The sequence below is a fragment of the Streptomyces sp. NPDC049970 genome (genome assembly GCF_040660235.1).
In the GTDB taxonomy this organism is placed as follows: Bacteria; Actinomycetota; Actinomycetes; order Streptomycetales; family Streptomycetaceae; genus Streptomyces.
Genome location: NZ_JBFALP010000006.1, coordinates 208,443 through 233,125 on the forward strand (window position 1 = coordinate 208,443; position 24,683 = coordinate 233,125).

Sequence of the window (24,683 nt, forward strand, 5' to 3'; positions counted from 1 at the left end):
CCGGGAGACGTGCAGAGTCGTAGTCATGAGTGAGATCTCCGACCCGACAGGGCCCGATCAGGAGCACGTCCGGCCGCGCGATGTCGGTGACACCACGGTCGAGGCGCTCGGTGCGCTGGCGGAGGCGCTGGAGACGGTGGAGCGGGCCCGGGGCCGTCTGTACGACTTCCACCAGCTCACGGGCGGTGCCGACCTGACGCTGGACCGGGCGGTGGAGCTGCTCCGAATGGGTGGCCACGCGGCGCAGGCCGACCTGGTCGAGCGGGAGATCATGGGCCGCAACGTCCTCCCCGGTCGCTGGACCTTCCAGGTGGTCGAGACGTACGACGACACCTACTACCGGCCGTTCGCCGCGGTCGAGGAGCGGGTGCGGCAGGAGCTGGCGGGAGGGCGGCGGCATCTCTACGAGGCCGAGATGAAGGAGGCCCGCCGCACTCACGGCCACCCCGATCACACAGCGCGGCCCTGACCGTGGAACCTGAGGCAGCCCTGCGGAGGATCGCGTTCCTGCTGGAGCGGTCCCAGGCGGCGACGTACCGGGTGAAGGCGTTCCGCACGGCGGCCGGGGCCGTCGGCGCCATGGGAGGGAGCGAGGTCGCCGAACGAGCGGCGCACGGCTCGCTGGAGGCGGTCCGCGGGATCGGGCCGAAGACGGCCCAGGTGGTGCGGGAGGCCCTGGACGGAGCCACGCCCAGGTATCTGGAACGGCTGGAGGGCGAGGCGTCGGGGCCGCTGGTCCAGGGTGGTGAGACGCTCCTCGCCGCCATCCGGGGGGACTGCCACCTGCACTCCGACTGGTCCGACGGGGGCAGCCCCGTCGCGGAGATGGGGCGGACAGCCATCGAGCTGGGTCACGAGTGGGCCGTGCTCACCGACCACTCACCCAGGCTGACCGTGGCCAACGGGCTGTCCACCGAGCGACTCGTGCGGCAGCTGTCGCTGGTGGCGGAGCTCAACGAGCGGTGGGCGCCCTTCCGTCTGCTCACCGGGATCGAGTGCGACATCCTGGCCGACGGCTCGCTCGACCAGGAGGCCGAGGTGCTGGAGCGCCTCGACGTGGTGGTCGTGTCGGTCCACTCGAAGCTGCGGATGGACGCCCCCGCGATGACGGAGCGGATGCTCAGGGCCGTACGGAACCCGCACGCGGATGTGCTGGGGCACTGCACGGGCCGGCTGCTCGGAGGGAAGAAACGGCCCGAGTCGGAGTTCGACGCCGATCGGGTGTTCGCCGCGTGTGCGGAGGCGGGGACGGCGGTCGAGATCAACTGCCGCCCGGAACGGCTCGATCCGCCGCGTGACCTGCTCCGCAAGGCAGTGTCGTCGGGCGCCCTCTTCTCGATCGATACCGACGCCCACGCCCCTGGGCAGCTGGACTGGCAGCCCTACGGCTGCGCACGGGCGGAGGAGTGCGAAGTGCCTGCGGACCGGGTCGTCACCGCATGGTCCGCGGAACGCCTCCTGGACTGGACCGGGGGTGCGGAGCGCTCATGATGCGGGCCGCGCCCGCGTGCGCCGCCGGGAGGGGGCGCCGATGCCAGGTACCAGGGCCTGGGCGGGCCGGTCACCGCTGTTCGGCGTACAGTCGAGCGAGGTTGCCCATGTGACTCCGGGGCACGCCGGGGCAGGAGGAAACCCATGTCGGGTAACCGCACGAACCCCTCTCTTCCGCGCTCGCGAGGCGCACTCTCCGCAGCGGTGATCGGCTACCTGCGGGATGACGGCCCTTTGCCGGATCCGGCAGGTGCCTACGATGCCGACCCCTACGGCGATGATCTGCAGCTCGCCCTCCACGTCTGTTACGAACTGCACTACCGCGGATTCGCCCGCGTTCGCCCGGAACTGGAGTGGGACCCGCCCCTGCTCACCGTGCGCGCCGCGTTCGAGGACCGCTTCCTGACGGCTCTTCGGCGCGACGCCACGGGGACGGCTGCTCCGGACGAACTCCTCGACGGACTTCTCGTGGAGCCGGTTCGCGGCACCGGCGTCTCCTGGTTCCTCCAGGACCGCGGAGACCTGCGCCATGTGCGCGACTACGCGATCCAGCGCTCCCTGTACCACCTCAAGGAGGCCGACCCGCACGCCTGGGTACTGCCCAGGCTCAGCGGGCGGGCCAAGGCCGGCATGGCGGCCATCGAGTACGACGAGTTCGGCGCGGGCCGGGCGGAGCGCGTCCACGCGCGGCTGTTCGCCGACCTGATGGACGACCTGGGCCTGGACACCGCCTACGGCGCGTACCTGGACGAGGGCCGGGCGCCCATGCTGGCCCTGGTCAACGTGATGTCCCTGTTCGGCCTGCACCGCAGCCTGCGCGGGTCGCTCGTGGGGCACTTCGCCGCCGTCGAGATCACCTCCTCCCCCGCCTCACGGCGCCTGGCCAACGCGATGAAGCGCACCGGCGCCGGTCCCGCGGCGGAGTTCTTCTACACCGAGCACGTCGAGGCCGACGCGGTCCACGAGCAGGTGGTGCGCCGCGACGTCGTCGGCGGCCTGCTCGACGACGAACCCGGCCTGGCGGCGGACATCGCCTTCGGCGTCACCGCGACCTCGTTCCTCGAGGACCGGCTCGGAGACCGGCTGCTGGCCGACTGGCAGACCTGACCGGCGGTTCGGTTCCGTCACCCCGCACAGCAGTAGCAGTGAAGGGAGTCGCAGATGTCCGCAGACATGGCCGAGGCAACCCGTACCGCTCGTTTGATGACACTTCCGGGGGTGTACGCGCCACAGCACGACACACGCCTGCTCCTCGCGGCACTGAACCGTGAGGACGTCAGCCCCGGCACCGAGGTACTGGACCTCGGGACGGGCAGCGGCGCGCTCGCTCTGCACGCGGCGCGGCTCGGTGCGCGGGTCACGGCCGTGGACATCGCCTGGCGATCGGTGATGACGGCCCGGCTGAACGCGCTGCTGCGCCGACGGCGCGTCACGGTGCACCGCAGCGATCTCCTCTCGGCGCTGCCCGGCAGGTCGTACGACCTGATGGTCTGCAACCCGCCGTACGTGCCGTGCCCCGTGGGTAGGCTGCCGGGCCACGGCGCGGCGCGGGCCTGGGACGCGGGGTGGGACGGCCGGGCGGTCCTGGACCGGGTCTGCGCGACGGCTCCGGGGGCGCTGCGCCCCGGTGGCCGGCTGCTGCTCGTGCACTCCGGTCTGTGCGACAGCCTGACGACCGTGCGGCGTCTGGAGGCCGCCGGACTGCGGGCGCACGTCAGTGACCGCGCCCTCGTACCTCTCGGGCCCGTGCTGCGGTCCAGGCTGCGGTGGCTGCGGGAGACGGGCCTGGTGGGTGCGGGTGAGATGACCGAGGAACTGGTGGTGATCCGTGCCGAGCAGCCCTGAGCGCCCCCGGCGGATCTCCTTCGAGGACGACGGTCCCCTGCTGGTCGAGGGCCCCGTGGAGGTCACCTGTGCGGACGGCCGGGTGGCGGTGTCGGACCGGTTCGTCGTGGCCCTCTGCATGTGCAGGCGGAGCCGGATGTACCCGTGGTGCGACACGAGCCACCGTCGTCGCGCGAAGCCGGGTGACGGTCCGCCCGGGGAGCCGGCGGGCTGACCTCCCCGCGCGCCCTCACCCGGCGGAGCGACGCCGCGTCGGCTTCGCCCCGCGCAGCCGGCGGGACACCGCCCGCAGCCGGGGACGGCGTTCGTGCACCTCGGCGGCACGCCGGTCCAGCTCCTCGGCCAGGCGCTCCGTGCGCTTGTCGATGTCGAGTTCGTCGAGGATGCGGTCGACCTCGGCCAGCAGCGCGCCGTGCAGCTGCCACTGCCGAGGGTGCTCCTGGACGGTTTCGAGCAGCAGGTCGGCCACCCGGTCGCGGGTCGTCCGGCTACGGACGAGCGCTTCGGCGAGGCGGTCCTCGGCCTCTTCCCCGCTCTCTGCCATCGGGGTGGTGATCATCTCCGCGAATCCCTCGATGGCGTCGGACATGTGATCGAAGAGTTCCCGGAGGCCCGCGGCGACGTCCTCGGGGAAGAGCGCCTCCTGTGTACGGGCCTTGGCGAGGTCGGTCAGGGTGCGGGTCAGGACGCGCAGCACCACGGCGCAGATTTCCAGCGTGTCGAGCCCGGTCCGCAGCACGACGCGGTAGAGCAGCCCCTGCCTGACCCGGGGGTTGAGCATCAGGCTTTCCTCGGCCTGCCGCAGGGACGCGTCGACCTCCACGATGTCGTGGTCCAGCCTGCGGGCCTCGTGCAGCCGCGCCGCGGCCTCACGGACGGGGTGGTTGCCGCCGATCTCGTCACCCAGGGCCCGGAACATCCTGCCCATCCGCTCCCCCAGGCCTCCGATCGAGGCCCCCGCCGACTCGACCCAGACAGGCGGCGCGAACAGGAGGTTGAAGAGCAGACCGACGCCCGCACCGATCAGCGTCTCCAGCACGCGCTCCCAGGCGGTGTCGGCGACCTGAGAGACTCCGAGCACCAGCATCGCGCTGATCGCGACCTCGGGCACGAACTCGTTGACCCGGACCAGCCGTCCGATCAGCAGGGCGGAGAAGATGGTCAGCCCGAGACTCCACCAGCTCAGGCCGACGAGGGAGCTGAACCCGCTGGCGATCAGGACCCCGACGACGACGGCGTTCACACGGCGGACACCGGTGGTGAGCGTGGCGTAGAGCGTCACCTGCACCACGAGCAGGGCGGTGAGGGGCGCGGTCAGTGGGGAGGGGTGCGGTTCGGGCAGGACCCACTGGGCCACCGCGAAGGCGATGACGGCCGCCGCGGTGGACCGCAGCGTCTGTGTCGCGGCCGGCTCGGTGGTCCGCTGGACGAGTTTGACGACGGGGGCGGGCGTGGATACGGCAGGCATTCCTTCACGGTGCCCCGATCCGGGCGGTCGCAGTGCTCCGGGGCCGGGGCGGACCCCCGTACGGGCGTACCCCCCGACCGGCACAGGCCGCGCGCGTCGGACCGGACGGAGAGATGGTGGATGCATGGCTATCTCACTGAATCCCCCCGGGGAGACTCCTCCCGCCGAGGGCTGCATAAGCGAGGCACACGTCGAACGCGCGGACGGCGGCATCTGGGAGCACCCGGTGTTCTGGGCGGTCCTGGTCCTGCTGGGTTCAGCCGTCTTCGCCGGATTCTTCATCGCGCGCATCTTCGGGTTCGCGTGAGTTCTCGGCGGGCCCAGGACGCAACACGCCGCTCGTGCGGAGATCCTCCGTGCGGGGCTTCGGCTGCATCCGGGCATCAGGCCAGCGGGGAGGCACGAACGCCGGCCGGGCTCAGTTCGCCGGGCGCCGCTTCCCCGGCTTCGTGGAGCGGCCCTCGACGAGCGCGCGCCGGATCTGCGCGGCGGTGGCACGGGCGTGGTCCGAGGTCGCGGTGCGGTCGGCCACCGACGTGACGAAGCGGTGGGTGGGACGCAGGCACCGGTCGCACGGGGTATCGGTGGTGATCAGGTAGCCGTCCTCGCACTGCGGGTTCGTGCAGGGGCCGGGGCATACGAGCGCCTCGGCGATCTCCTGCGGCGCCCAGCGCCGACGGCCGTCCTCGTCCTTCTCGTGCAGGGCGTGCGACCAGCGGACGTTCCACCGGCGCTCGAGCCGTTCCAGGAGCTGGTCGGGCGTGCGCCGGGCGAGCTCCTGGTGGATCAGGTCGTGGACGGTGCGGGGGTGGCGGTGGCCGAGCGCCTGGACCAGGGGTTGCGGAAGCGCCTGGAGGATGTACGCGACCGGGTCGCCGCCGGCCCGTTCGCGCCATTTGCGGCAGGCGCAGGGACCTTCGGTGGGCAGTACCCGCTGGCAGCGGCCGCATCGGCCCCGGCATTCGGCGCAGAGTCCGTCGTCGAGCCCGTCCAGGTGGGGCGCGGGCGCCCGCCCGCAGTCACGGCAGCAGGCGGCGCAGGGGCCGCAGAGCCGCTCGTCGCCGAGCTTCGTCGACCACTGCCGCTGCTGGCAGCGGCAGCACAGGGCGTTGTTGCAGTACTCGTGGTGTGCGGCGCCCGACTGACGTCCGGTGGGCGGGAATGACATTGCGGCGTTCTCCAGGTGCGTGGCGTGGAGCGGTCAGGTCCAAGCCATCTCGACGGAGTGCGCGCAGGGGCCCTGGGACGACGGTATCGCCCGTCCGGTTCCGGCGCGGCGCTCCGCCATGATCGGAACGCCATTGTCCCGCACCTGGAGGGTGGACGGGGTCAGGGGCTCAGACCGCTGACGACGTCCGCGGTGGCGCTGACGCCTTCGTGGATGGTGGGAGCCATGCTCGTGCCGGCGAGGAAGAACCCGAGCAGGGCGCAGACGATCGCGTGCGAGACCTTGAGACCTCCGTTGCGCAGGAAGATCACCGCGAGGATCAGCATGAGCAGTACCAGTGAGATCGAAATGGCCATGGCCAACCTCCTCCGCCGCGCCTGAATTGCGGCATTCGGCGGCCAGTGTGGCGCAGCGGAGGGGCCGTTCGGCGCATCGGCGTGTCCGCCGAACGGGTGTTGACGCAGGGTGACCAGACGAGCGGGCCGGGATCGGTCAGCCGTGCTGTCGGCCGGTGCCTCCGCGCCGCCGCAGGAAGGCTTCGAGACCCGCGAGATCGTCGGTGTTGAGGTGGTCCACGCCGGCGGCGACGAGTTCCGTCCACACCGCGTCGCGCTCCGGACCGGGGGTGTCGGGGGTGCCCCAGAAGCGGACTCGCCGGCCGCTGCCGTGTGCCGCCTTCACGAACGTGCGCAGCCTGTCGCGTTCGGCGGCGGGGAAGGGCCCGGCACCCAGCCAGTCGAAGTTCTGCGTCCAGTTCCCGCTGATGAGCGGGATGAAGGAGGCGGGTGCCGCTGTGCCGAGATCCTCGGGCCTGCCGTCGTAGAAGGCGTACCGGGTGGTCTGCGCCTCCATCGGGGCGCGGGCCGCCCGGTCGCCCGAGACGACGGGGGTGACCGCGCCGTCGCGGACCCGTCCGTGGGCGAAGTGGCTGAGGATGTGCCGGTGGTGCCGGAGCACCCGGTCGAGCGCGAGGTAGGTGGCGGCGCCGTCGGTCTTGATGTCGATCAGGAGTTGCAGCGGGTGACGGTGGCCCGCGTGAACGGACCCGTGGTTGGCGCGGACCCGGGCGAGCAGGGGGTCGAGGTAGAGCGAGACCAGGGTGCGTGTGGGGTCGAGGCTCCCGGCCTCGTGCGCGACGAGCAGTTCACCGTCCACCAGGAAGATGTCCGCCTCGACACTGGTGAATCCGTGCGCGAGCGCGTCGTGGAGGGGCCGGGGGTGCAGGTAGTCGTTGTGCGCGTGGGCCTGTTCGAGCGGGCGGGGGCCCGGCGGCCGGGGCGGAGCTGCGGGTGCCGCGGCGGCTGCCTGGGCGGGGACGAACGCCCCGGCGGCCGCGGTGGCGAGTGCGGTGGTGACGACGCTGCGACGGGTCAGGTGTGCCATGGGGTCTCCCTGAAGCGGTCGGGCGGGCGTGGGGACGCGACGAGTATGGACGCACCGACCCATCAAAAGGCAGGTACCTGCCAAGAGTTGAGAATGCCGTCGCCCGCACGTCGCCCGCTGTTCCCGTGCGCCCGGACGTGCCGGGGCGGGAGCGCGTGCGGTCACGCGCCCCCGCCCCGGGTCCGCCTACGGAACAGCCCTCATGGAGCGGGGAGTTCCATCAGCTCGGCGACGGAGTCGCGGTGGCGTCCCGCACTGCCGTACGCGATCGAGTCCGCCTTGGCCCGCTTCAGGTAGAGGTGCGCGGGGTGCTCCCACGTCATCCCGATGCCTCCGTGCAGCTGCACGCATTCCTCCGCCGCGTGCACGGCGACCTCGGAGCAGTACGCCTGCGCAACGGCCACCGCGAGCGGGGCGTCGGGGCTGCCGGCCGCCAGCGCGTCCGCGGCGTTGCGGGCGGCGGCGCGCGCGGAGACGACCTCGAGCCAGAGCTGGGCCATCCGGTGCTTGAGCGACTGGAACGAACCGACCGGCCTGTTGAACTGGTGGCGTTCGCGCGTGTGCCGGACCGTCTCCGTCAGACACCACTCGGCCAGACCCAACTGCTCGGACGCGAGCAGGCCGGCGCCCGCCAGCAGCCCCCGCGTCACGGCCGCGGCCGAGGGGCCGGCTTCGGCGAGGAGTGCGCCGGTGGCCCCGTGCAGGGTCACCGTGGCGAGCGGACGGGTCAGGTCGAGCGGGACCAGCGGCCGGACGGCAACGCCGTCACCGCCGGTCTCCAGCGCGTACAGGCCCTCGGCGGTGGGCACCAGCAGTACGTCGGCCGCGGCCGCGTCGGCCACGCCGGTCACCGTCCGGTCGAGTGTGCCCGTCATCGCCCCCGCCCCGTCGGCGGGGGCCGTGGCGAACGGCAGGGCGAGCACGGCGACCCTGCGGCCGGCAGCCAGCCCCTCCAGGAGTTCGGCTGCGGGCCCGCCCTCGGCGACCAGCGCCAGAAGGACTTCGGTGGCGACGACGGAGCTGGTGAGGTACGGGGCCGGCGCGACACTGCGGCCGAGCTCCTCCAGGACCACCGCGGTCTCGCGATGACCGGCGCCCTGTCCGCCGAGCTTCTCGGGTACCAGCAGCCCCGCTGCCCCGATCCCGGACGCGAGCGATTCCCACAACCGCTGGTCGTACGGCGTGTCGGACTCGATTCCCGCGATCACCGCCGACGCGGCGGCCCGGTCCGCGAGCAGCGAGCGCACGGCCGACCGCAGGTCGTCCTCGGCCTCGGAGTAGAGCAGGTCGGGCGCATGGACGCCTTCGGTCTGTGCGGTCATCGGGCAAGATCCTTCCAGGCGACGTCCTTGTCGTTGCGCGGCTCGCTGGGCAGGCCGAGCACACGCTCGGCGACGATGTTGAGCAGGACCTCGCTCGTCCCGCCCTCGATGGAATTGCCCTTGGACCGCAGATAGCGGTACCCGGCGTCGCGTCCGGTGAAGTCGACGAGCTCGGGTCGGCGCATGGTCCAGTCGCTGTACAGCAGGCCTTCGTCACCGAGGAGTTCGACCTCCAGGCCGCTGATCTCCTGGTTGAGACGGGCGAACGCGAGCTTCATCCCGGAGCCCTCGGGGCCGGGCTGTCCCGCGACGAGCTGCTGGCGCAGCCGCTCGCCGGTGAGCCTGGCAACCTCGGCCTCGACCCAGAGGGTGAGCAACCGCTGGTGGAGGTCGTGGGTGCGCAGTCCCGGCTGCTCACGCCAGGTCTTGGCGACGGTGCCGATCATCCCTCCCTCGCGGGGGATACGGGCTCCGCCGATCGAGACGCGCTCGTTCATCAGGGTGGTCTGGGCGACCTTCCAGCCGTCGCCGACCGCACCGAGCCGCCTGCTGTCCGGGATGCGGACTCCGGTGAGGAAGACCTCGTTGAACTCGGCCTCGCCGGTGATCTGGCGCAGCGGGCGGACCTCGACACCGGGGTCGGTCATGTCGCAGATGAAGTAGCTGATGCCGCGGTGCTTGGGTACGTCCGGATCGGTGCGGGCGATCAGGATCGCCCAGCGGGCCACATGGGCGCTGGACGTCCAGACCTTCTGGCCGTCGACGACCCAGTCACCGCCGCTCCCGGCTTCCCCGGAGCGGGACGTCCCACCCTCGTCCCTGACAGCGCGCGTGCCGAGCGCGGCGAGGTCGGAGCCCGCTCCGGGCTCACTGAAGAGCTGGCACCACACCTCGTGGCCGACCCACAGCGGGCGCAGGAAGCGCTTCTTCTGCTCGTCGGTGCCGTAGCCGAGGATCGTCGGGGCCGCCATGCCGAGTCCGATGCCGATGCGGCGCGGATCGTTGTCGGGGGCGCCGGCGGCGGTGAGTTCGGCGTCGACGACGGGCTGCAGGGAGCGCGGCGCGTCGAGGCCGCCGAGCCCGACCGGGTAGTGCACCCAGGCCAGGCCCGCGTCGAAGCGCGCTTCCAGGAACTCGGTGCGGCCGGTGGTGGCCGGCGGGTGGGCGGTGAGCAGCTCCTGGGTGAGCCGGCGGATGCCCGGCGCGTCGATGGTGCCGCTCATCGGCTTCCTCCCGCCGGCAGGACGACGATGCGGCCTGTGCTGGTGCCGTCGGCGACGCGCTGGACGGCGCGCGCCGCGTCGGCCATGGGGACGCGCTCGCTGATCAGGGGCTTGACGGCGCCCTGTTCGGCGAGCTTGGTGAGTTCGTCGTGGCAGGCGCGGACGGCGGCGGGGTCCTTGGTGTTGTACAGACCCCAGTGGAGTCCGACGATCGAGTAGTTCTTCACCAGGGCGTGGTTGAGACCGGGCGCGGGGATGTCACCGCTCGCGAAGCCGACGACGACGACGCGGCCCTCGAAGGCGATGCACTTGACCGACTTGGCGTACGCATCTCCGCCGACCGGGTCGTAGACGACATCCGCTCCGCGTCCGCCGGTGGCCTCCTTCACCACCGCGACGATGTCCTCGCTCCGACGGTCGATGACCAGGTCGCAGCCCAGTTCGCGGGCGATCGCGGCCTTCTCGGGTCCGCCGGCCACGCCGATGACGGTGGCTCCGGCGGCCTTGCCCAACTGGACGGCCGCGCTGCCGACACCGCCTGCCGCCGCGTGCACGAGGAGCGTCTCACCGGCTCGCAGGTGTGCGCGCCGGTGAAGGCCGAACCAGCCGGTCTGGTAGCCGATGTGCAGTGCGGCGGCTTCGGCGTCGTCGAGGGCGTCGGGGGCCGGCAGCAGGGCCGCCTCGTCCGCGACGACGTACTCGGCGAAGCCTCCCTGCGGAAGGGCGGGGGTGGCGAGCACCCGGCGCCCGTCCTCGGTCTCACCGCAGACCTCCACGCCCGGGGTGAAGGGCAGCGGGGGCCGTACCTGGTACTGGCCCCGGCAGAGCAGCGCGTCGGGGAAGTTGATGTTCGCCGCACGCACCTTGAGCAGCACCTGCCCGTCGCCGGGGACGGGCCGTTCCGTCTCCCCGAGCTCCATCACCTCGCTCGGCTCGCCGTTCCGGTGCACTCGCCATGCCTGCATGAGGGGCCTCCACAACACTGTCGGCATTACCACTGCTCCGGCGCATACTAAGCGGTCGCTTGCCCGTCTGGGAACACCTCGTGCGCAGCGGCCCGGCCCTTCACGGCCGTTTCGGCTTGGCCCTCACGTGCATCCGCTCCCCCTGCGGCCCGAACAGGCTGAGGAATTCGACCGGCTCGTCGCCCGCGGGACCGAACGAGTGCGGCAGCCTGGTGTCGAACTCGGCGGCCTCACCGGGCACCAGCACGAGGTCGTGCTCGGCGAGCCTGAGCCGCAGCCGTCCGTTGAGCACGTACAGCCACTCGTAGCCCTCGTGGGTGCGCAGCTCGGGCGTCTCGGTGCAGGGGGCCTCCTGGATCACCTTGTACGCCTGCAGGCCGCCCGGACGGCCGGTGAGCGGCAGGGAGGTCTTCGACCCGTGCACGATCGGCTTGGCCCGCACCCTCGGATCGCCGACGGGCGGGGCCCCGACGAGGTCGTCGAGCGGCACCTCGTGGGCCCGGGCGATGGGGAGCAGCAGTTCGAGGCTGGGTCGCCGTCCGCCGGATTCGAGGCGGGACAGGGTGGAGACGGAGATCCCGGTCGCCTCGGAGAGCGCCGCGAGCGTCACGCCCCGGTCCTTGCGGAGCCGCCGGAGCCGGGGGCCGACCCCGGTGAGCACGGCTTCCAGCTCAGGGTCTTCCTGGTTCTGTTCCTTCATGCCGCCCATTGCAGAATCGGCAAACGCATTTGTCAATCAGATGCTCGTGCCGCGCGGTCCGAGCACATCGGCGCCACGGGCGCAGGGCGCCCGCACGGCTCAGCGGCCGAAGACCTCGAACGCGACGGCCGGGCGCCCGCCGAAACGCTCGGCGGACGCCCCGGTGGCACCGGCGAGGAACGTACGGCAGTACGCCTCCGGGTCCTCGTCCGTCAGCACCTCGATGTAGGTGCGGTGGGCCAGCAGTGACCGGACCGCCCGCTCGAAGCCAGGTGTCGCGTCGACCGCGTGCGTGGGCCGGTCGGTGCCGGCCACGGCCACCCAGCGCACGCCGTCCCACGGCTCCAGCCCCTGTTCGCTCAGTTCGGGGAAGATCCAGCGGTTGCCCGCGTCGCCGGCGGCGTCCAGGGTGGCCCGGCCGACGGCCAGGTGGTCGGGGGTGTTCCACGCCACGCCGCCCCAGGTGTCGCGATGGTTGAGCGTGATGAGCAGCTCGGGCCGGTGACGGCGGACGGCGGCGGCGATGTCGCGGCGCAGCGCCGTGCCGTACTCGATGACGCCGTCACGGTGGTCGAGGAACTCGACGCCGGTGACGCCCACGGCCGCGGCGCTCGCCCGCTGTTCCCGTTCGCGCAGTGGCGCGCACTCCTGCGGGGCGATCGTGTCGATCCCGGCCTCGCCACGGCTCGCCAGGAGATAGGTGACTTCCCGTCCCGCGTCCGTCCAGCCCGCCACGGCGGCCGCACAGCCGTACTCCAGGTCGTCGGGGTGGGCGACCACCGCCAGCGCCCGCTGCCAGTCCGTGGGCATGGGTTCCAGCTGCTCTGTCATGCGCGGCAGGCTATCCGGAGAAGGGTGACGGACACGCGCATTCAGACAGCGGTCCGGGGCAGGGGCGGAGGAAACGCCCCCGTTGGACGTGCCGTGGGCCGAACGGGCCGGACCCGCCGGGTCCGATACCCCTCAGGGTATTATCGACCGGGGTGCCGGGGTGAGCAGGACCCCGGACGGCCCCGTCAGGCGACCGAAAGGAAACCAGCCAGTGATCAGCCCCGCCTCCCTCTCCCCCGCCCAGGCCGCAGCACGCCTGGAGGAGTTCACCGTCATCGACGTGCGGGCCCCCGGCGAGTACGCCTCGGGGCACGTGCCCGGCGCCGTGAACATTCCGCTCGACCGGCTCACCGAGGCGGTACCGGCCCTGAAGTCCGCCTCCGCCCGGGGCTCCCTGCTCGTGGTGTGCGCCTCCGGGGTCCGTTCCGTCCGGGCGTGCGAGATCCTCGCCGACGCCGACATCGACGCGGCCACCCTGAGCGGCGGGACCTCCGCATGGGAGGGCGACGGGCACGGCCTCGACCGTCGTCCGGACGCCCGGACGACCTGGCCGATGGAACGCCAGGTACGGCTCGCCGCCGGTTCGCTGGTGGTGGCCGGCCTGCTGGCCGGCCGACGCTTCCCGGCGGCACGCTGGCTTTCGGCCGGTATCGGCACCGGCCTCGTCTACTCAGCGGTGAGCAACACCTGCGGAATGGCCGCCGTCCTCGCGAAGCTGCCGTACAACCGGGCGCCGCAGTCCGAGGCCGGCCTGGACGCCACGCTGGACGCGCTCCAGGGCTGACCCGGGGGCCTACCGGTCGCTCTCGCCCCTCACGAGCGCGAGCAGCCGGTCCAGCACCCGGGGGCCGCCCGCCCGCACCCCGTCGTGCTCGAACTCGCTGGTCACCCAGGTGCGCAGGCCGCGGATCGAGGACGCCGTGCGCAGCGAGTGGGCGGTGTCCACGTACATGTCGTCCTGGTAGACGGCGGCGGCCACGGGCACCTCGTTCGCCGCGAGCCGCTCGGCGTCGTACAGGGCCGGCCAGTCGGTGCGGTCCGCCATCAGCTCGGCCGTCTCGCGCAGCGGACGCAGCGCGGGGTCCACGTCGAAGTGCCAGGGGTGGATGCTCTCGCCGGTGAAGAGCACGGGGCCGTCGCCGGCCAGTGCGGTGCGGGCGTCGAACTGCGGGAACTCGGCGCGGACGCGTTCGGCGGCCCAGCCGGTCGGCCGTGCGCCCTGCGCGTAGATCGACTCGTGCAGCAGGGCGTACAGCGGATGCCCGGCGAACGAGGTGGCGGTGCGCATGGCCTCCTGGAACGCGTCGGAGAGCTCGGTCCCCCGCGGGCCGCCGACGAAGGCGTTCTCCAGGAGGTAGTGCAGCTGATGACTGCCGCTGCCGCCGCCGAGCATGATGCCGAGCGACTGGAACCCCTCGACCGTCAGCCGGTGGCCCGCGCCGTCCGGGCGGTGCTCGGCAAGGTGCGCGGCGATCGCGCGGGCGCGGGCGACGTCCTGCGGGTAGCGGGCGTAGTGCGCGGCTACCTTGCGCTCGATGCGCGGGTACGCGGCCCGGTAGACGTCCTCGGCGGACGCGTCCAGGGCGGGGAGCCCGCCGGTGATCAGGACGGCTTCGAGCCCTTCGGGGGCCGCCGACAGATAGCGGACGGCACAGAATCCGCCGAAGGACTGACCGAGGACCGTCCAGGGCGCCCCTCCCGTGAGCTGCGGACGGATCAGTTCGCAGTCGCGGACGATGCTGTCGGAGCGGAAGTGCGCGAGGTGGTCGGCCTGCTCGCGCGGGCCGCCGCGCAGCGGCAGGGTCTGCCGGGTGGCCGGGGCGGAGAGCCCCGTCCCGCGCTGGTCCAGGAGCAGTACGCGGAACTCCCGTACCGCCCGGCCCAACCAGGCCTCCGCACCGACGAAACGGCGTGCGCCGAAGCCGGGGCCGCCCTCCAGGTAGACCAACCAGGGCAGCTCCTCGGCCGCCTTCCCGGCTGCCACGGCTTCGCGGGCGAAGAGCTCGATCGTCTCGCCGCCCGGGTCGTCGTGGTCGAGGGGAACCGTGAACCGGCGGTCCGTGAGGACGAGCCCGGGCTGGCGGTAGCTGCTCAAGGGAACTCCTGTATCGGTTGCTTCGCGGACAGTTCAGCACATCGGGGACCACGGACCGACGGGCGATCCCGATGCCACATTATCGGCGTTTGCCATTAACCCGCGCGTGCAATTATTGTCTACGCCAGTAACCGTCGCCCGCCGAAGGGTTCGGCCCCGCACCACGAGAGGTTCCACCATGCCCACGGTCCCCACCGTCACCCTCAACAACGGCGTCACGATCCCGCAGCTCGGCTTCGGCGTCTTCCAGATCCCCGACGACGAGACCACCGCAGCGGTCTCCGGCGCACTGGAGGCCGGCTACCGCTCCATCGACACCGCCGCCGTCTACGGCAACGAATCGGGCGTCGGCCGCGCACTCGCCGAGTCCGGGCTCCCCCGCGAGGACCTGTTCATCACGACGAAGCTCTGGAACGCGGACCAGGGGTACGACTCCACACTCGCCGCGTTCGAAGCCTCCCTGGCCGAGCTGGGTCTCGACTACCTGGACCTCTACCTCGTCCACTGGCCCGCCCCCGCCCGGGACCTCTACGTCGACACCTGGCGGGCGCTGGAGAAACTCCTGGCCGACGGCCGGATCCGTGCGGCGGGCGTCTCCAACTTCCAGCCCTCCCACCTGCGGCGCCTGCTGGGGGAGAGCTCGCTCGTCCCGGCCGTCAACCAGGTCGAACTGCACCCCGGCCTCCAGCAGGTCGATGTGCGAGCCGCCAACGCCGGACACGGCATCGTCACCGAGGCGTGGAGCCCGCTCGCCCAGGGTGCGCTGCTGAACGAGGAGGCACTCACCCTGCTCGCGGAACGCCATGGGAAGACGCCGGCGCAGGTCGTCCTTCGCTGGCACCTCCAGCTCGGCAACGTCGTGATCCCCAAGTCCGTCACACCCGCCCGCGTCCGTCAGAACATCGACGTCTTCGGCTTCGAGCTCTCCGCGGCGGACATGGAAGCGATCGCCGGCCTGGACCGCGGCATGCGCACCGGCCCGGACCCCGACACCCTCGACTGAGGCCGGGAGGACCCGGCCCTCCGGCGGGTCAGCGCCCCCGCCGATAGCTGCTGCCGTCCGCGGGCCGCTCCAGCAACCCTGCGACGACGAGGTACCGGCGCAGGGCCGAGCAGTCCTCGTGCACGCTCAGCAGCGCGTCGTTGACCTCGCTCTCGGTGTAGACCCGGTCGCGCTCGAACAGCGTCTCGGCGAGGTGGGCCAACAGCTGCTCCCGCCGTGCGTGCTTTCGGGGGATCGCCGTCAGGCGGCCACCCGAGAAGAGCGCGGACACCTGATGCGTACTGCGGGATCGCGTATCGGACATCCGGGGAGCGTCGCAGGTACAGGAGCACGCGGCAACGTGATTTCACCGTGGAAAGCGCTTGTCGACCCTCGGGCCGACCGTCGTACGGTGTGACCATTCACTCACCTTGCGACGAAGGCGGTCCCGCATGGCCCTGTTCGATCTGCCCATCGACGAACTGCGCACATACCGGAGCCGGTCGGTCGAGCCCGAGGACTTCGACGCGTTCTGGTCGGCGACGCTCGACGAGGCCGCGGCGCTCGCCTTGGACGCCCGTTTCGAGCTCCGTGCCGACACCGGCCTGGCAACGGTGGACGTCCATGACGTGACGTTCGCGGGGTTCGGCGGCCACCCCGTGAAGGGCTGGTTCGTCGTACCCGCGGGAACCACGAGCCCTCTCCCGGTGGTCGTGGAGTTCATCGGGTACGGCGGCGGGCGGAGCCTTCCCCACACGCATCTGCTCTGGGCCTCGGCCGGCATGGCCCACTTCGTGATGGACACCCGGGGCCAGGGCAGCGGCTGGGCGCCGGGCGACACGGCGGATCCCGTGGGCTCGGCGCCCTCGCTGTCCGGATTCATGACCCGGGGGATCGAGGATCCCGAGACGTACTACTACCGCCGGGTGATCACGGACGCCGTACGCGCGGTGGAGGCGGCCCGCTCGCACCCCCTGGTGGACGCCTCCCGCACGGCGGTCGTCGGGGCGAGCCAGGGCGGCGGCCTCGCCCTCGCTGTCGCCGGACTGGTGCCCGGCCTGGCGGCCCTCGCCCCGGACGTGCCGTTCCTCTGCGACTTCCCCCGGGCGACCCGGGTGACGGACCGGAAGCCCTACCGCGAGATCGGGGACTACCTCAAGACACACCGGGGCCGGACCGAGCAGGCCTACCGGACACTGGCCTACTTCGACGGTGTGCACTTCGCCGCGCGGGGGCGGGCGCCCGCCCTGTTCTCCGTGGCCCTGGAGGACGCGACCTGCCCGCCTTCCAGCGTCTTCGCCGCGTTCAACGCCTACGCGCACGCCGACAAGGAGATAGAGGTGTACGACTTCAACGACCACGAGGGCGGCGGTCCGTTCCAGCAGGCGGTACAGCTCGCCCGGCTGCCGCGTCTGCTCAAGGCCTGACCGGAGCGCGGGCCGGCTCCCGGCGTGGAGGACGCGGGGCGCGTCCCCCGGTCGCCGGATCGGGTACGCCTCGAACGGCCTCCCGGCCCGCTCGGCCGACGCCGGAGCAGGCCGGGAACATTCGGGGCAGGGGCACCGCTCGTGACAGGACCCGCCGTGAGCGGATCCGCCGACCCCTCTCGCCCGCGGGGCCGGATCCGCTCACGGCTGTCGCCGGGTTCGCCTCAGCTGTCCCCGGTCCGGGCGAGGACGAAGACCGGGATCTCCCGGTCGGTCTTGGTCTGGTAGTCGGCGTAGTCGGGGAACGCCTCGACGGCGCGCTCCCACCACAGCGCCTTCTCGTCCCCGGTCACCTCGCGGGCCACCATGTCGTGCCGGACGGTGCCGTCCCGCAGCTCCACCTGGGGATCGGCGCGCACGTTGTAGTACCAGACAGGGTGCTTGGGGGCGCCGCCGAGGGAGGCCACCACGGCGTACTCACCCGCGTGCTCGACGCGCATCAACGGCGTCTTGCGGAGCTTGCCGCTCTTGGCTCCGCGCGTCGTGAGGAGGATGACGGGCATGCCACGCAGCGTGGTCCCCTCCGTCCCGCCGGAACTCTCGATGAGCTCGACCTGCTCACGGACCCACGTGGTCGGGCTGGGCTCGTACTCACCCTCGATCGGCATGGCGCATGTCCTTTCGTCGGAGTTCCGCGTCGTCACACCATCATGTCTCCGCCCGGGACCGGAAGCACTCAGGGACACCGGCACGAAGTCCCCACCCGCTTCAGCCGTCTCATTCCCTGGAAGCCGGTGAGACGGCTGAAGCGGAATCCACCTACAGAATCCGGCCCCCTTCAGGCGACTACGTCCTGTTATTTCCGGAATATGCTCATGCCCCACTCCAGGGAGGCTCGGGAACAGGGCATACCGTGGGGGCAGCGGAGTAAGTCAAGCCTTACCCCGCTGCACTCTGCCCCCACCCGTCCGCCCGAAGGAACAACACTCCTATGACACGCCCCGTCCGCGTCGCCATCGTCGGAGCCGGTCCTGCCGGAATCTACGCAGCGGACGCGCTGCTCAAGTCCGACGCCGCCCGGGAGCCGGGCGTATCCATCGACCTTTTCGAACGCATGCCCGCCCCCTTCGGCCTGATCCGTTACGGAGTGGCCCCGGACCACCCGAGGATCAAGGGCATCGTCAAGGCGCTGCACCAGGTCCTGGACAAGCCGCAGCTGCGACTGTTCGGCAACATCGACTACCCGAACGACATCGGCCTGGACGACCTCCGGTCCTTCTACGACGCCGTGATCTTCTCCACGGGCGCGGACGCCGACCGTGCGCTCGACATACCGGGCATCGAGCTCGGTGGCTCCTACGGCGCCGCCGACTTCGTCGCCTGGTACGACGGGCACCCCGAGGTCCCCCGCACCTGGCCCCTGGAGGCCGAGAAGGTCGCGGTGCTCGGTGTGGGCAACGTCGCCCTGGACGTCGCGCGCATCCTCGCCAAGACGGCGGACGAGCTGCTCCCGACCGAGATCCCCGCCAACGTGTACGACGGCCTCAAGGCGAACAAGGCTCTCGAGGTGCACGTCTTCGGACGGCGCGGACCCGCCCAGGCGAAGTTCAGCCCGATGGAACTGCGCGAGCTGGACCACTCGCCGAACATCGAGGTCATCGTCAACCCCGAGGACATCGACTACGACGACGGCTCGATCGCCACCCGTCGCGAGAACAAGCAGGCCAACATGGTCGCCTCCACCCTGGAGAACTGGGCGATCCGTGACGTCGGCGACCGCCGCCACAAGCTGTTCCTGCACTTCTTCGAGTCCCCCGTCGAGGTTCTCGGCGAGGACGGCAGCGTCGTCGGCCTGCGTACCGAGCGGACCGAGCTGGACGGCACGGGCAACGTCAAGGGCACGGGCCGCTTCACCGACTGGGACGTGCAGAGCGTCTACCGCGCGGTCGGCTACTACTCGGACGAGCTCCCGAAGCTGCCCTTCGACGTGGTCTCCGGCACCGTCCCGCACGCGGCCGGGCGGGTGCTGACCGGCGGGGAGCCGATGCCCTCGGTGTACGTCACCGGGTGGATCAAGCGCGGTCCGATCGGCCTGATCGGACACACCAAGGGCGACGCCAACGAGACCGTGGCCTGCCTCCTGGAGGACCACGCCGCCGGTCGGCTGCCCACACCCGCGCAGCCCGGCACGGACGCGGTCGTCGACTTCCTGGAGCAGCGCGGCATCCGGTACACCACCAAGGAGGGCTGGCACCGCCTGGACGCCCACGAGCAGGCTCTCGGCGCCGAGCAGGGCCGTGAGCGCATCAAGGTCGTCGAGCGCGAGGCCATGCTGGACGCTTCGGGAGCCTGACGGACCCCGGGTCGATCCGCCCCCGGAGGCTCCCGGTGGGAGTTCCGGGGGCGGTCATCCACTCATCCACGACCGGTCACGGCGTCGGCCACGGACGTCCGGGCGACGGCGTCCGGCCACCGGCGGCCACTCCTTCATCCGCGCCTGACGCGCCTGGCGCGCCTGAAGCACCTGGCGCACCTGGCGCCCTTCACGGGCCGGAGGCGCAGCACCTCACACGGCGGCCGTAGACTCGCCGGATGGCGAAGTACTTCGATGTGCACCCCGAGAATCCCCAGCGCCGGACCATCAGCAATGTGGCCGACAGCATCCGCTCAGGCGCCCTGGTCGCGTATCCGACCGACTCCTGTTACGCCCTGGGCTGCCAACTGGGCAGCCGGGACGGTATCAGCCGCATCCGGTCGATCCGGAACCTCGACGACCGGCACCACTTCACCCTGGTGTGCCAGAACTTCGCACAGCTGGGTCGGTTCGTGCAGGTCGACAACGACGTCTTCCGCTCCATCAAGGCGGCGACACCCGGCAGTTACACCTTCATCCTCCCCGCGACCAAAGAGGTCCCGCGGCAGTTGCTGCACCCGAAGAAGAAGACCGTCGGGGTCCGGATCCCCGACCACACCGTGACCCAGGCGCTCCTGGCCGAACTCGGCGAGCCGCTGCTGTCCAGCACGCTGCTCCTGCCCGACGAGGAGGAGCCGCTGACGCAGGGCTGGGAGATCAAGGAGCGCCTCGACCACGTCGTGGACGTCGTAGTGGACTCCGGTGACTGCGGCACCGAGCCCACCACCGTGATCGACTTCTCCTCCGGCGAGCTGGAGATCGTACGCCGGGGGGCCGGCGACCCGGACCGCTTCGAGTAGCGCGCCCGGCGACACGGTCACTCCGCGCTTCCGGCATCTCCGCCGAGATGCGCGCACCCCCGGGTGCCTGGTTCGGTGGAGGGGTACGCCCCGCACACCGCCAGGGAGTGATCATGAGCGAGTCGGACGACCTTCGGGGCCGTGCCTACGAGATGCACGACAAGGCGAAGGAGCTCGAGAACGCCGCCGAGCAGGCCACGGACGCCGGGGAGCGCCAACGGCTCCAGGACGAGGCGCGCCGTCTCGAATCCCGGAGCGAGCAGATCAGGGACATGGCGAGTGGGGACATCTACCCCATCGAGTAGGCCGTCCCCGCCCGTTCCGCGAAGCGTTCCGAACCGAGCGTGACATCGTGCGCGCTTGCCGGCGTCCGGACTGCGTGTCAGTACCGAATTGCGGGGGCGTCCGCCGAATACGCGGAGGGCGGGGCACGGGCTTCCCCTCCCCCACCCCGCTCTCCGCCCGCGCTCCGAGAAGGAAACGGTGACGGCAAAAGTGACGGCGGGCGCGTCCCCGGGTCACGGCCCCTTGTCCGGCCGTCCCCGCCGGAAGCCCGGCGACTGGCGGCGCAGGCCCGCGATCCCCGCCAGCCGGGCCATCGAGTCCACCAGGGCGTCACGGTCGTACGTGCTCGTGGTGACCAGCACCTCGTCGGCGCCGGTCTCCTCTACGGCCCGCTCGAGCTCGGCTGTCACCGTCTCCCGCGTACCGGCCAGGTGGCCGCTGAGCCCGTCCTCGAACAGACCGCGCTCCTTCTCCGTCATGGTCAGGGCTTCGATCCTCTCGGCCGGCATCAGTGGGGGGAACGAGCCCCGGGTACGCGCCTGCGCCATGGACCAGGCCTCGGGGATCAGCAGCCGCCGGGCCTCCTGCGCCGTCCCGGCGACAGCCACGGTGCCGGCCACGATCACGTAGGGCCGCTTGGACCACGCGGAGGGGCGGAAGCCGCCGCGGTACTCCTCGACCGCGCGTACGAGCTTCCCCCGGCCCCTGAGGTCGCCCACGACGAGCGGCAGGCCCGCCGCCGCGGCGACGGCGGCGCCCTCGCCGGTCGCGAGGACGTAGGGCGGGACGCGCAGCCCCTCGGCGGGGTGTGCGTGGACCTGAGGATGGACCCGCTGGCTGCCGTCCATCCACCCGAGGAGTTCGGCGAGTTGCGCGGCGAAGCCCTGGGCGTCCCCCTTGTCCCGGCCGAGGGCGCGGCGGATCCCGTCGGTGAAGCCGACGGAACGCCCGAGGCCCATGTCGATCCGGCCGGGGAAGAGTGAGGCGAGGACCCCGAACTGCTCCGCCACGACCAGGGGCTGGTGGTTGGGGAGCATCACGCCGCCGGTGCCGATCCTGATGGTGGCGGTCGCCGCGGCGGCAGCGGCGGCGAGCACGGTCGGTGCGGAGCCGGCCACTCCCGGCACGCTGTGGTGCTCCGACACCCAGAACCGGTGATAGCCGAGCGTCTCGGCCGTCCTGGCCAGAGCGACGGTGTCGCGCAGCGCCTGCGGCCCGTCGTACCCGTCACGGGTGCGGGAACGGTCGAGGAAGGAGAACCGGGTCGATCCGAGGAGAGAGCTCACACAGGGTTCAACACCGCGACCGGGCCGGGATTCCCGGTCCGCCTCCACTCCGCCCCCGGGCAGGCGCGAATTCGGCTGTGCGGATCCGTGGCCGCCGCTCAGCAGGAGCGGAAGACGTGCCCCTTCTCCTCCGCGGGGAGCACGCCGAGGTCGCGGAGCACGAGGGAGATCCGGTTTCCCCAGGTGGAACAGCTCTCGTCGAAGCCGACGTCCCCCTCACCCTCGTACTCGATCGCGAAGACACGGTCGTCGTACGCGTCCGCGTAGGCGCCGCACTCGTCGAACTGGGCGCACTCCTCCGTCACCGCGAAGTCGAAGCCGATCTTCTCGTGCTCCGGGAGCAGGTCGGTGGTGTTCTTCTGCCCGATGGCGAGACCGGCGTCGTGGGCACGCCGGGCCAGCATCTCGGCGAAGGCCGCGTTGTGAGCCTTCGTCAGTTCTCCGTGGGAGCGTTCGAAGGAGTCGAGGTTGTCCGGCTCCACGGCCTGGAATCCGCTGTCGGCACAGCCGTCGATCCAGCCCCCGACGATCTCCGCGAGCCGGGTGCGCCGGTCGGCCGTGGAGGTGTCCAGGAGCACCTCGTCCCAGCCCTCGTCGATCACCGGCTCTCCGTCTCGATCGCGCAGGAGCAGACCGGGGTGGTTGTCCTCCCACCACTTCAGCTCGCCGGGCTGGGTCTGGAAGGCGTTGACGTAGCAGACGTTGTACAGGCCATCGGCGGGCTCGTCCTCGCGGTCGCGGGACACGGCCTCCACCTCTGACGACGGCCGGTAGCCGCCGCCGATCTGGTAGTCGAACGCCATACCTGCCGTCGGCTCGACGGGCCGGGCGGTCTCCGCGCCCCGCTCGGACGTGGCGCCTGCCGGCCGCTGGTCCGTCGGGGTGCAGCCCGCCAGCACCCCGGCGCCGAGGACGCAGGCGAGGCCTGCGGCCGTCCGGGCGAGGGCCTGGCTGCGACGAGGAAACGGGAAGAGGGCACGGCCGGTCACTCATGACTCCAGGTGTCGGGAATCCGGAAGAGGGTCTGCCTGTCCTCCGGTACCGTCCCCGAGCCTTTCACGACCGTCACCCGGCCCCACCGGCCAGGGTGCGCCTGTGGGTTGCGTCCGGCCGGACGCCCGACGGCGCGCGGGGGACCGTGATCGCCCCGCGCGCCGCCGGCACCGTCCGCGTGGTCAGCCCACCCGCGCTCCGGTGTGCAGCGCCAGCGCTCCACGGGCGGGCACCGCCGCCTGCACCTTGCCGTCCTCGCCGACCGTGACGGTGTGGTCGGCACAGTTGTCAGGTGAGGCCACCGCGACGTTGCAGTAGGTCCCGCCGGGCAGGGAGGTCGTGAGGGTCTCGGTCAGGGCGCCGTCACCGTTGTTGATCGCGACGAATCCGCTGTCGCCGCGGCCGAAGGCGATCGCGCTGCTTCCGTTGTCCCACCAGTCGGTCAGCTCGGCCGATCCCACCTCGTTGCGGAAGCCGACCAGGCCGGTCACGGCCTGCTGGGCGTGGATGTCGGTCCAGCCGCCGCCGCTGGGGGGACCGGCGTCCTTGTCCGACCACTCGTAGCCCGAGTAGACGTTGGGCGATCCGTAGGGCGAGGCGAGCATGAAGACATTGGCGAGGGTGTAGGCCGCGCCGTCCTTGTAGGTCAGCGTCGACCCGTTGCGCTCGGTGTCCCAGTTGTCGACGAACGTACGGGCGGAAGCGCTGCCCAGTTTGCCGTCGGCGACGGACTTGAGCTGGGCGATGCCGCCTCCCTGGAAGGCGCTCTTCAGGTGGCCCCCGTACCGGAACTCGTCCACGTCGCCGATTCCGGTGTACTCCTCGGGCTGTACGGCCTCGCCACCGCCGTGGATGACCTCCGAGACCCAGAAGCCCGGGTCACCCATCTTCCCCTTGATCGCGGCGATGTCGTCGGCCGCCATGTGCTTGGCCGCGTCGATCCGGAAGCCGTCCACCCCCAGCGAACGCAGGTCGCCGAGGTACGCGGCGATGGTGGAGCGGACCGCGTCCCTGCCGGTGTCGAGGTCGGAGAGTCCCACGAGTTCGCAGTTCTGCACGTCGTCGCGGCTCGTGTAGTCCTTGATGGCGGTGCGGCAGGTGTGGAAGTCGGCGTCCTGGAAGTACCCGGGATAGTCGTACTTCGTGTAGGCCGTGCCGCCCGTGCCCGTCCCGGAGCCGGCGGCCATGTGGTTGACGACGGCGTCGGCGATGACCTTGACGCCTGCGGCGTGACAGGACTCCACCATGCCGGCGAACGCGTCGCGGTCACCGAGGCGGCCCGCGATCCTGTAGCCGACCGGCTGGTAGGAGGTCCACCACTGGTCGCCCTGTATGTGCTCCGACGCCGGTGACACCTGTACGTAGCCGTATCCGGCCGGTCCCAGCTGGTCGGTGCAGGCGGTGGCCACATCCGCGAACGGCCGCTCGAACATGGTGACGGTGACGGTCTTCTCGCCCGGCGGTGTCGCCTGGGACTGCCAGGGGGCGGCGACAGCGAGACCGGCGACGGTCACCACTCCGGCCAGCGTTCCGCCGATCAGACGGAATCGGTACTTCATGTGCGGCTCCTTCGACATCAGGGCACAGGCGTGCCCTCGAAGACAGCCACGCGCCAGGCTGCCGTGGGGGGAACGTGTGGGAGCCTGCCGCTCCCTGCGTGTACCCGTCAAGGATTCCTGCAAGACCTTTCATTTTCTTGCGCAACATCGGCATGCGTGAACACGCGCACCATTCGCCCCGGCAGCCACTCCGCGACGGCACCCGGGAGAAGCCCTCGCTCACGCGGAGACGGGGCCGGCACCGCGTGGCACCGCGTGGCACACCTGCGGCACCACCGCATGCAAAACAGCGGGTTTCCGCGGCTCCACGCCACCCCAGGAGGTCGACCTCCTGCTCGTTCAGCCGCCTCGGAGCACAACCGTTCTGACTGGCCAGGGCGTACACGCGGACGCGGAGTACGACACCGCCGCACAACCCCTCTTGCGCATGGCGCCAGAATGGTGCCA

At 71.6% G+C, this 24,683-nt stretch carries 27 protein-coding genes; 12 read left to right on the forward strand and 15 right to left on the reverse strand.

Annotated features, from left to right (window positions below):
* Positions 1-25: 25 nt before the first annotated feature.
* From AB0I83_RS14340 to AB0I83_RS14360, 5 genes are all read left to right on the forward strand, one after another.
* Positions 26-469: a hypothetical protein gene (locus tag AB0I83_RS14340; protein WP_356529838.1), complete on the forward strand. Its 444-nt coding sequence runs from the start codon at positions 26-28 to the stop codon at positions 467-469.
* Positions 470-471: 2 nt separating this feature from the next.
* Positions 472-1,491 (forward strand): PHP domain-containing protein, encoded by a 1,020-nt coding sequence (locus AB0I83_RS14345; protein ID WP_363304779.1) that lies wholly within the window; start codon positions 472-474, stop codon positions 1,489-1,491.
* A gap of 144 nt (positions 1,492-1,635) precedes the next feature.
* Positions 1,636-2,598, forward strand: a complete 963-nt coding sequence (locus AB0I83_RS14350) for an iron-containing redox enzyme family protein (RefSeq protein WP_363304780.1) — start codon at positions 1,636-1,638, stop codon at positions 2,596-2,598.
* A gap of 54 nt (positions 2,599-2,652) precedes the next feature.
* Positions 2,653-3,336, forward strand: a complete 684-nt coding sequence (locus AB0I83_RS14355) for a HemK2/MTQ2 family protein methyltransferase (protein WP_356529832.1) — start codon at positions 2,653-2,655, stop codon at positions 3,334-3,336.
* On the forward strand, positions 3,320-3,550 hold the full coding sequence (locus AB0I83_RS14360) for a CDGSH iron-sulfur domain-containing protein (protein WP_363304781.1): 231 nt from the start codon (positions 3,320-3,322) through the stop codon (positions 3,548-3,550). Before AB0I83_RS14355 ends, AB0I83_RS14360 begins: the two co-directional genes overlap by 17 nt.
* Positions 3,551-3,565: 15 nt before the next feature.
* Here the strand turns inward: AB0I83_RS14360 and AB0I83_RS14365 are convergent, their stop codons facing one another.
* Positions 3,566-4,804 carry an aromatic acid exporter family protein gene (locus tag AB0I83_RS14365; protein ID WP_356839317.1) on the reverse strand — a complete coding sequence of 413 codons (1,239 nt, stop codon included), beginning with the start codon at positions 4,802-4,804 and terminating at the stop codon, positions 3,566-3,568.
* Positions 4,805-4,928: 124 nt separating this feature from the next.
* Here AB0I83_RS14365 and AB0I83_RS14370 point away from each other — a divergent pair, with 124 nt between their 5' ends.
* Positions 4,929-5,111 (forward strand): DUF6480 family protein, encoded by a 183-nt coding sequence (locus AB0I83_RS14370; protein ID WP_363304782.1) that lies wholly within the window; start codon positions 4,929-4,931, stop codon positions 5,109-5,111.
* A 111-nt stretch (positions 5,112-5,222) separates the two neighbouring features.
* Here AB0I83_RS14370 and AB0I83_RS14375 read toward each other — a convergent pair whose 3' ends face one another.
* The 8 genes from AB0I83_RS14375 to AB0I83_RS14410 all read right to left on the reverse strand — a co-directional run bounded on the left by AB0I83_RS14375 (position 5,223) and on the right by AB0I83_RS14410 (position 12,396).
* Positions 5,223-5,972, reverse strand: coding sequence for a hypothetical protein (locus tag AB0I83_RS14375; RefSeq protein ID WP_356839318.1), 750 nt, complete (start codon positions 5,970-5,972; stop codon positions 5,223-5,225).
* Positions 5,973-6,133: 161 nt separating this feature from the next.
* Positions 6,134-6,328, reverse strand: a complete 195-nt coding sequence (locus tag AB0I83_RS14380) for a hypothetical protein (RefSeq protein WP_356529822.1) — start codon at positions 6,326-6,328, stop codon at positions 6,134-6,136.
* 136 nt (positions 6,329-6,464) lie between these two features.
* Positions 6,465-7,355, reverse strand: coding sequence for a phosphatidylinositol-specific phospholipase C/glycerophosphodiester phosphodiesterase family protein (locus tag AB0I83_RS14385; protein ID WP_363304783.1), 891 nt, complete (start codon positions 7,353-7,355; stop codon positions 6,465-6,467).
* A gap of 200 nt (positions 7,356-7,555) precedes the next feature.
* On the reverse strand, positions 7,556-8,677 hold the full coding sequence (locus AB0I83_RS14390) for an acyl-CoA dehydrogenase family protein (RefSeq protein WP_363304784.1): 1,122 nt from the start codon (positions 8,675-8,677) through the stop codon (positions 7,556-7,558).
* Positions 8,674-9,900 (reverse strand): acyl-CoA dehydrogenase family protein, encoded by a 1,227-nt coding sequence (locus AB0I83_RS14395; RefSeq protein WP_363304785.1) that lies wholly within the window; start codon positions 9,898-9,900, stop codon positions 8,674-8,676. Before AB0I83_RS14395 ends, AB0I83_RS14390 begins: the two co-directional genes overlap by 4 nt.
* Positions 9,897-10,865: an NADPH:quinone oxidoreductase family protein gene (locus AB0I83_RS14400; RefSeq protein ID WP_356529816.1), complete on the reverse strand. Its 969-nt coding sequence runs from the start codon at positions 10,863-10,865 to the stop codon at positions 9,897-9,899. Before AB0I83_RS14400 ends, AB0I83_RS14395 begins: the two co-directional genes overlap by 4 nt.
* Before the next feature lie 100 nt (positions 10,866-10,965).
* Entirely contained in the window at positions 10,966-11,565 is a 600-nt protein-coding gene (locus tag AB0I83_RS14405) for an XRE family transcriptional regulator (protein WP_356529814.1), read from the reverse strand.
* Positions 11,566-11,664: 99 nt separating this feature from the next.
* Complete coding sequence (locus AB0I83_RS14410) at positions 11,665-12,396, reverse strand: PIG-L deacetylase family protein (protein ID WP_363304786.1); 732 nt, start codon at positions 12,394-12,396, stop codon at positions 11,665-11,667.
* A gap of 211 nt (positions 12,397-12,607) precedes the next feature.
* Here AB0I83_RS14410 and AB0I83_RS14415 point away from each other — a divergent pair, with 211 nt between their 5' ends.
* Positions 12,608-13,180 (forward strand): rhodanese-like domain-containing protein, encoded by a 573-nt coding sequence (locus AB0I83_RS14415; protein WP_356529811.1) that lies wholly within the window; start codon positions 12,608-12,610, stop codon positions 13,178-13,180.
* 9 nt (positions 13,181-13,189) lie between these two features.
* Here the strand turns inward: AB0I83_RS14415 and AB0I83_RS14420 are convergent, their stop codons facing one another.
* Positions 13,190-14,491: an alpha/beta fold hydrolase gene (locus AB0I83_RS14420; RefSeq protein WP_363304787.1), complete on the reverse strand. Its 1,302-nt coding sequence runs from the start codon at positions 14,489-14,491 to the stop codon at positions 13,190-13,192.
* Positions 14,492-14,669: 178 nt separating this feature from the next.
* On the opposite strand from AB0I83_RS14420, the gene AB0I83_RS14425 reads away from it, so the two are divergent.
* The gene (locus tag AB0I83_RS14425) at positions 14,670-15,494 is read left to right on the forward strand and encodes an aldo/keto reductase (protein WP_363304788.1); all 825 of its coding nucleotides are present in this window, start codon (positions 14,670-14,672) and stop codon (positions 15,492-15,494) included.
* A 28-nt stretch (positions 15,495-15,522) separates the two neighbouring features.
* On the opposite strand, the gene AB0I83_RS14430 is transcribed toward AB0I83_RS14425, so the two are convergent.
* Complete coding sequence (locus AB0I83_RS14430; protein ID WP_363304789.1) at positions 15,523-15,798, reverse strand: DUF2087 domain-containing protein; 276 nt, start codon at positions 15,796-15,798, stop codon at positions 15,523-15,525.
* A 127-nt stretch (positions 15,799-15,925) separates the two neighbouring features.
* Here AB0I83_RS14430 and AB0I83_RS14435 point away from each other — a divergent pair, with 127 nt between their 5' ends.
* Positions 15,926-16,900: an acetylxylan esterase gene (locus tag AB0I83_RS14435; RefSeq protein ID WP_363304790.1), complete on the forward strand. Its 975-nt coding sequence runs from the start codon at positions 15,926-15,928 to the stop codon at positions 16,898-16,900.
* A 224-nt stretch (positions 16,901-17,124) separates the two neighbouring features.
* Here the strand turns inward: AB0I83_RS14435 and AB0I83_RS14440 are convergent, their stop codons facing one another.
* Positions 17,125-17,568 (reverse strand): nitroreductase family deazaflavin-dependent oxidoreductase, encoded by a 444-nt coding sequence (locus AB0I83_RS14440; protein WP_356529802.1) that lies wholly within the window; start codon positions 17,566-17,568, stop codon positions 17,125-17,127.
* 323 nt (positions 17,569-17,891) lie between these two features.
* Here AB0I83_RS14440 and AB0I83_RS14445 point away from each other — a divergent pair, with 323 nt between their 5' ends.
* From AB0I83_RS14445 to AB0I83_RS14455, 3 genes are all read left to right on the forward strand, one after another.
* Positions 17,892-19,253, forward strand: a complete 1,362-nt coding sequence (locus AB0I83_RS14445; RefSeq protein ID WP_363304791.1) for an FAD-dependent oxidoreductase — start codon at positions 17,892-17,894, stop codon at positions 19,251-19,253.
* Positions 19,254-19,492: 239 nt separating this feature from the next.
* A complete protein-coding gene (locus tag AB0I83_RS14450) occupies positions 19,493-20,113 on the forward strand; it encodes an L-threonylcarbamoyladenylate synthase (RefSeq protein WP_363304792.1) in 621 nt (206 codons plus the stop codon).
* Between the two features lie 113 nt (positions 20,114-20,226).
* Complete coding sequence (locus AB0I83_RS14455; RefSeq protein WP_363304793.1) at positions 20,227-20,418, forward strand: DUF6381 family protein; 192 nt, start codon at positions 20,227-20,229, stop codon at positions 20,416-20,418.
* A 213-nt stretch (positions 20,419-20,631) separates the two neighbouring features.
* Here AB0I83_RS14455 and AB0I83_RS14460 read toward each other — a convergent pair whose 3' ends face one another.
* The 3 genes from AB0I83_RS14460 to AB0I83_RS14470 form a co-directional block, all read right to left on the reverse strand.
* A complete protein-coding gene (locus AB0I83_RS14460) occupies positions 20,632-21,684 on the reverse strand; it encodes an MsnO8 family LLM class oxidoreductase (protein WP_363304794.1) in 1,053 nt (350 codons plus the stop codon).
* 98 nt (positions 21,685-21,782) lie between these two features.
* Positions 21,783-22,673: an endo alpha-1,4 polygalactosaminidase gene (locus tag AB0I83_RS14465; RefSeq protein ID WP_363304795.1), complete on the reverse strand. Its 891-nt coding sequence runs from the start codon at positions 22,671-22,673 to the stop codon at positions 21,783-21,785.
* 186 nt (positions 22,674-22,859) lie between these two features.
* Positions 22,860-24,236, reverse strand: coding sequence for an alpha-amylase family protein (locus AB0I83_RS14470; protein ID WP_363304796.1), 1,377 nt, complete (start codon positions 24,234-24,236; stop codon positions 22,860-22,862).
* Positions 24,237-24,683 lie beyond the last annotated feature (447 nt).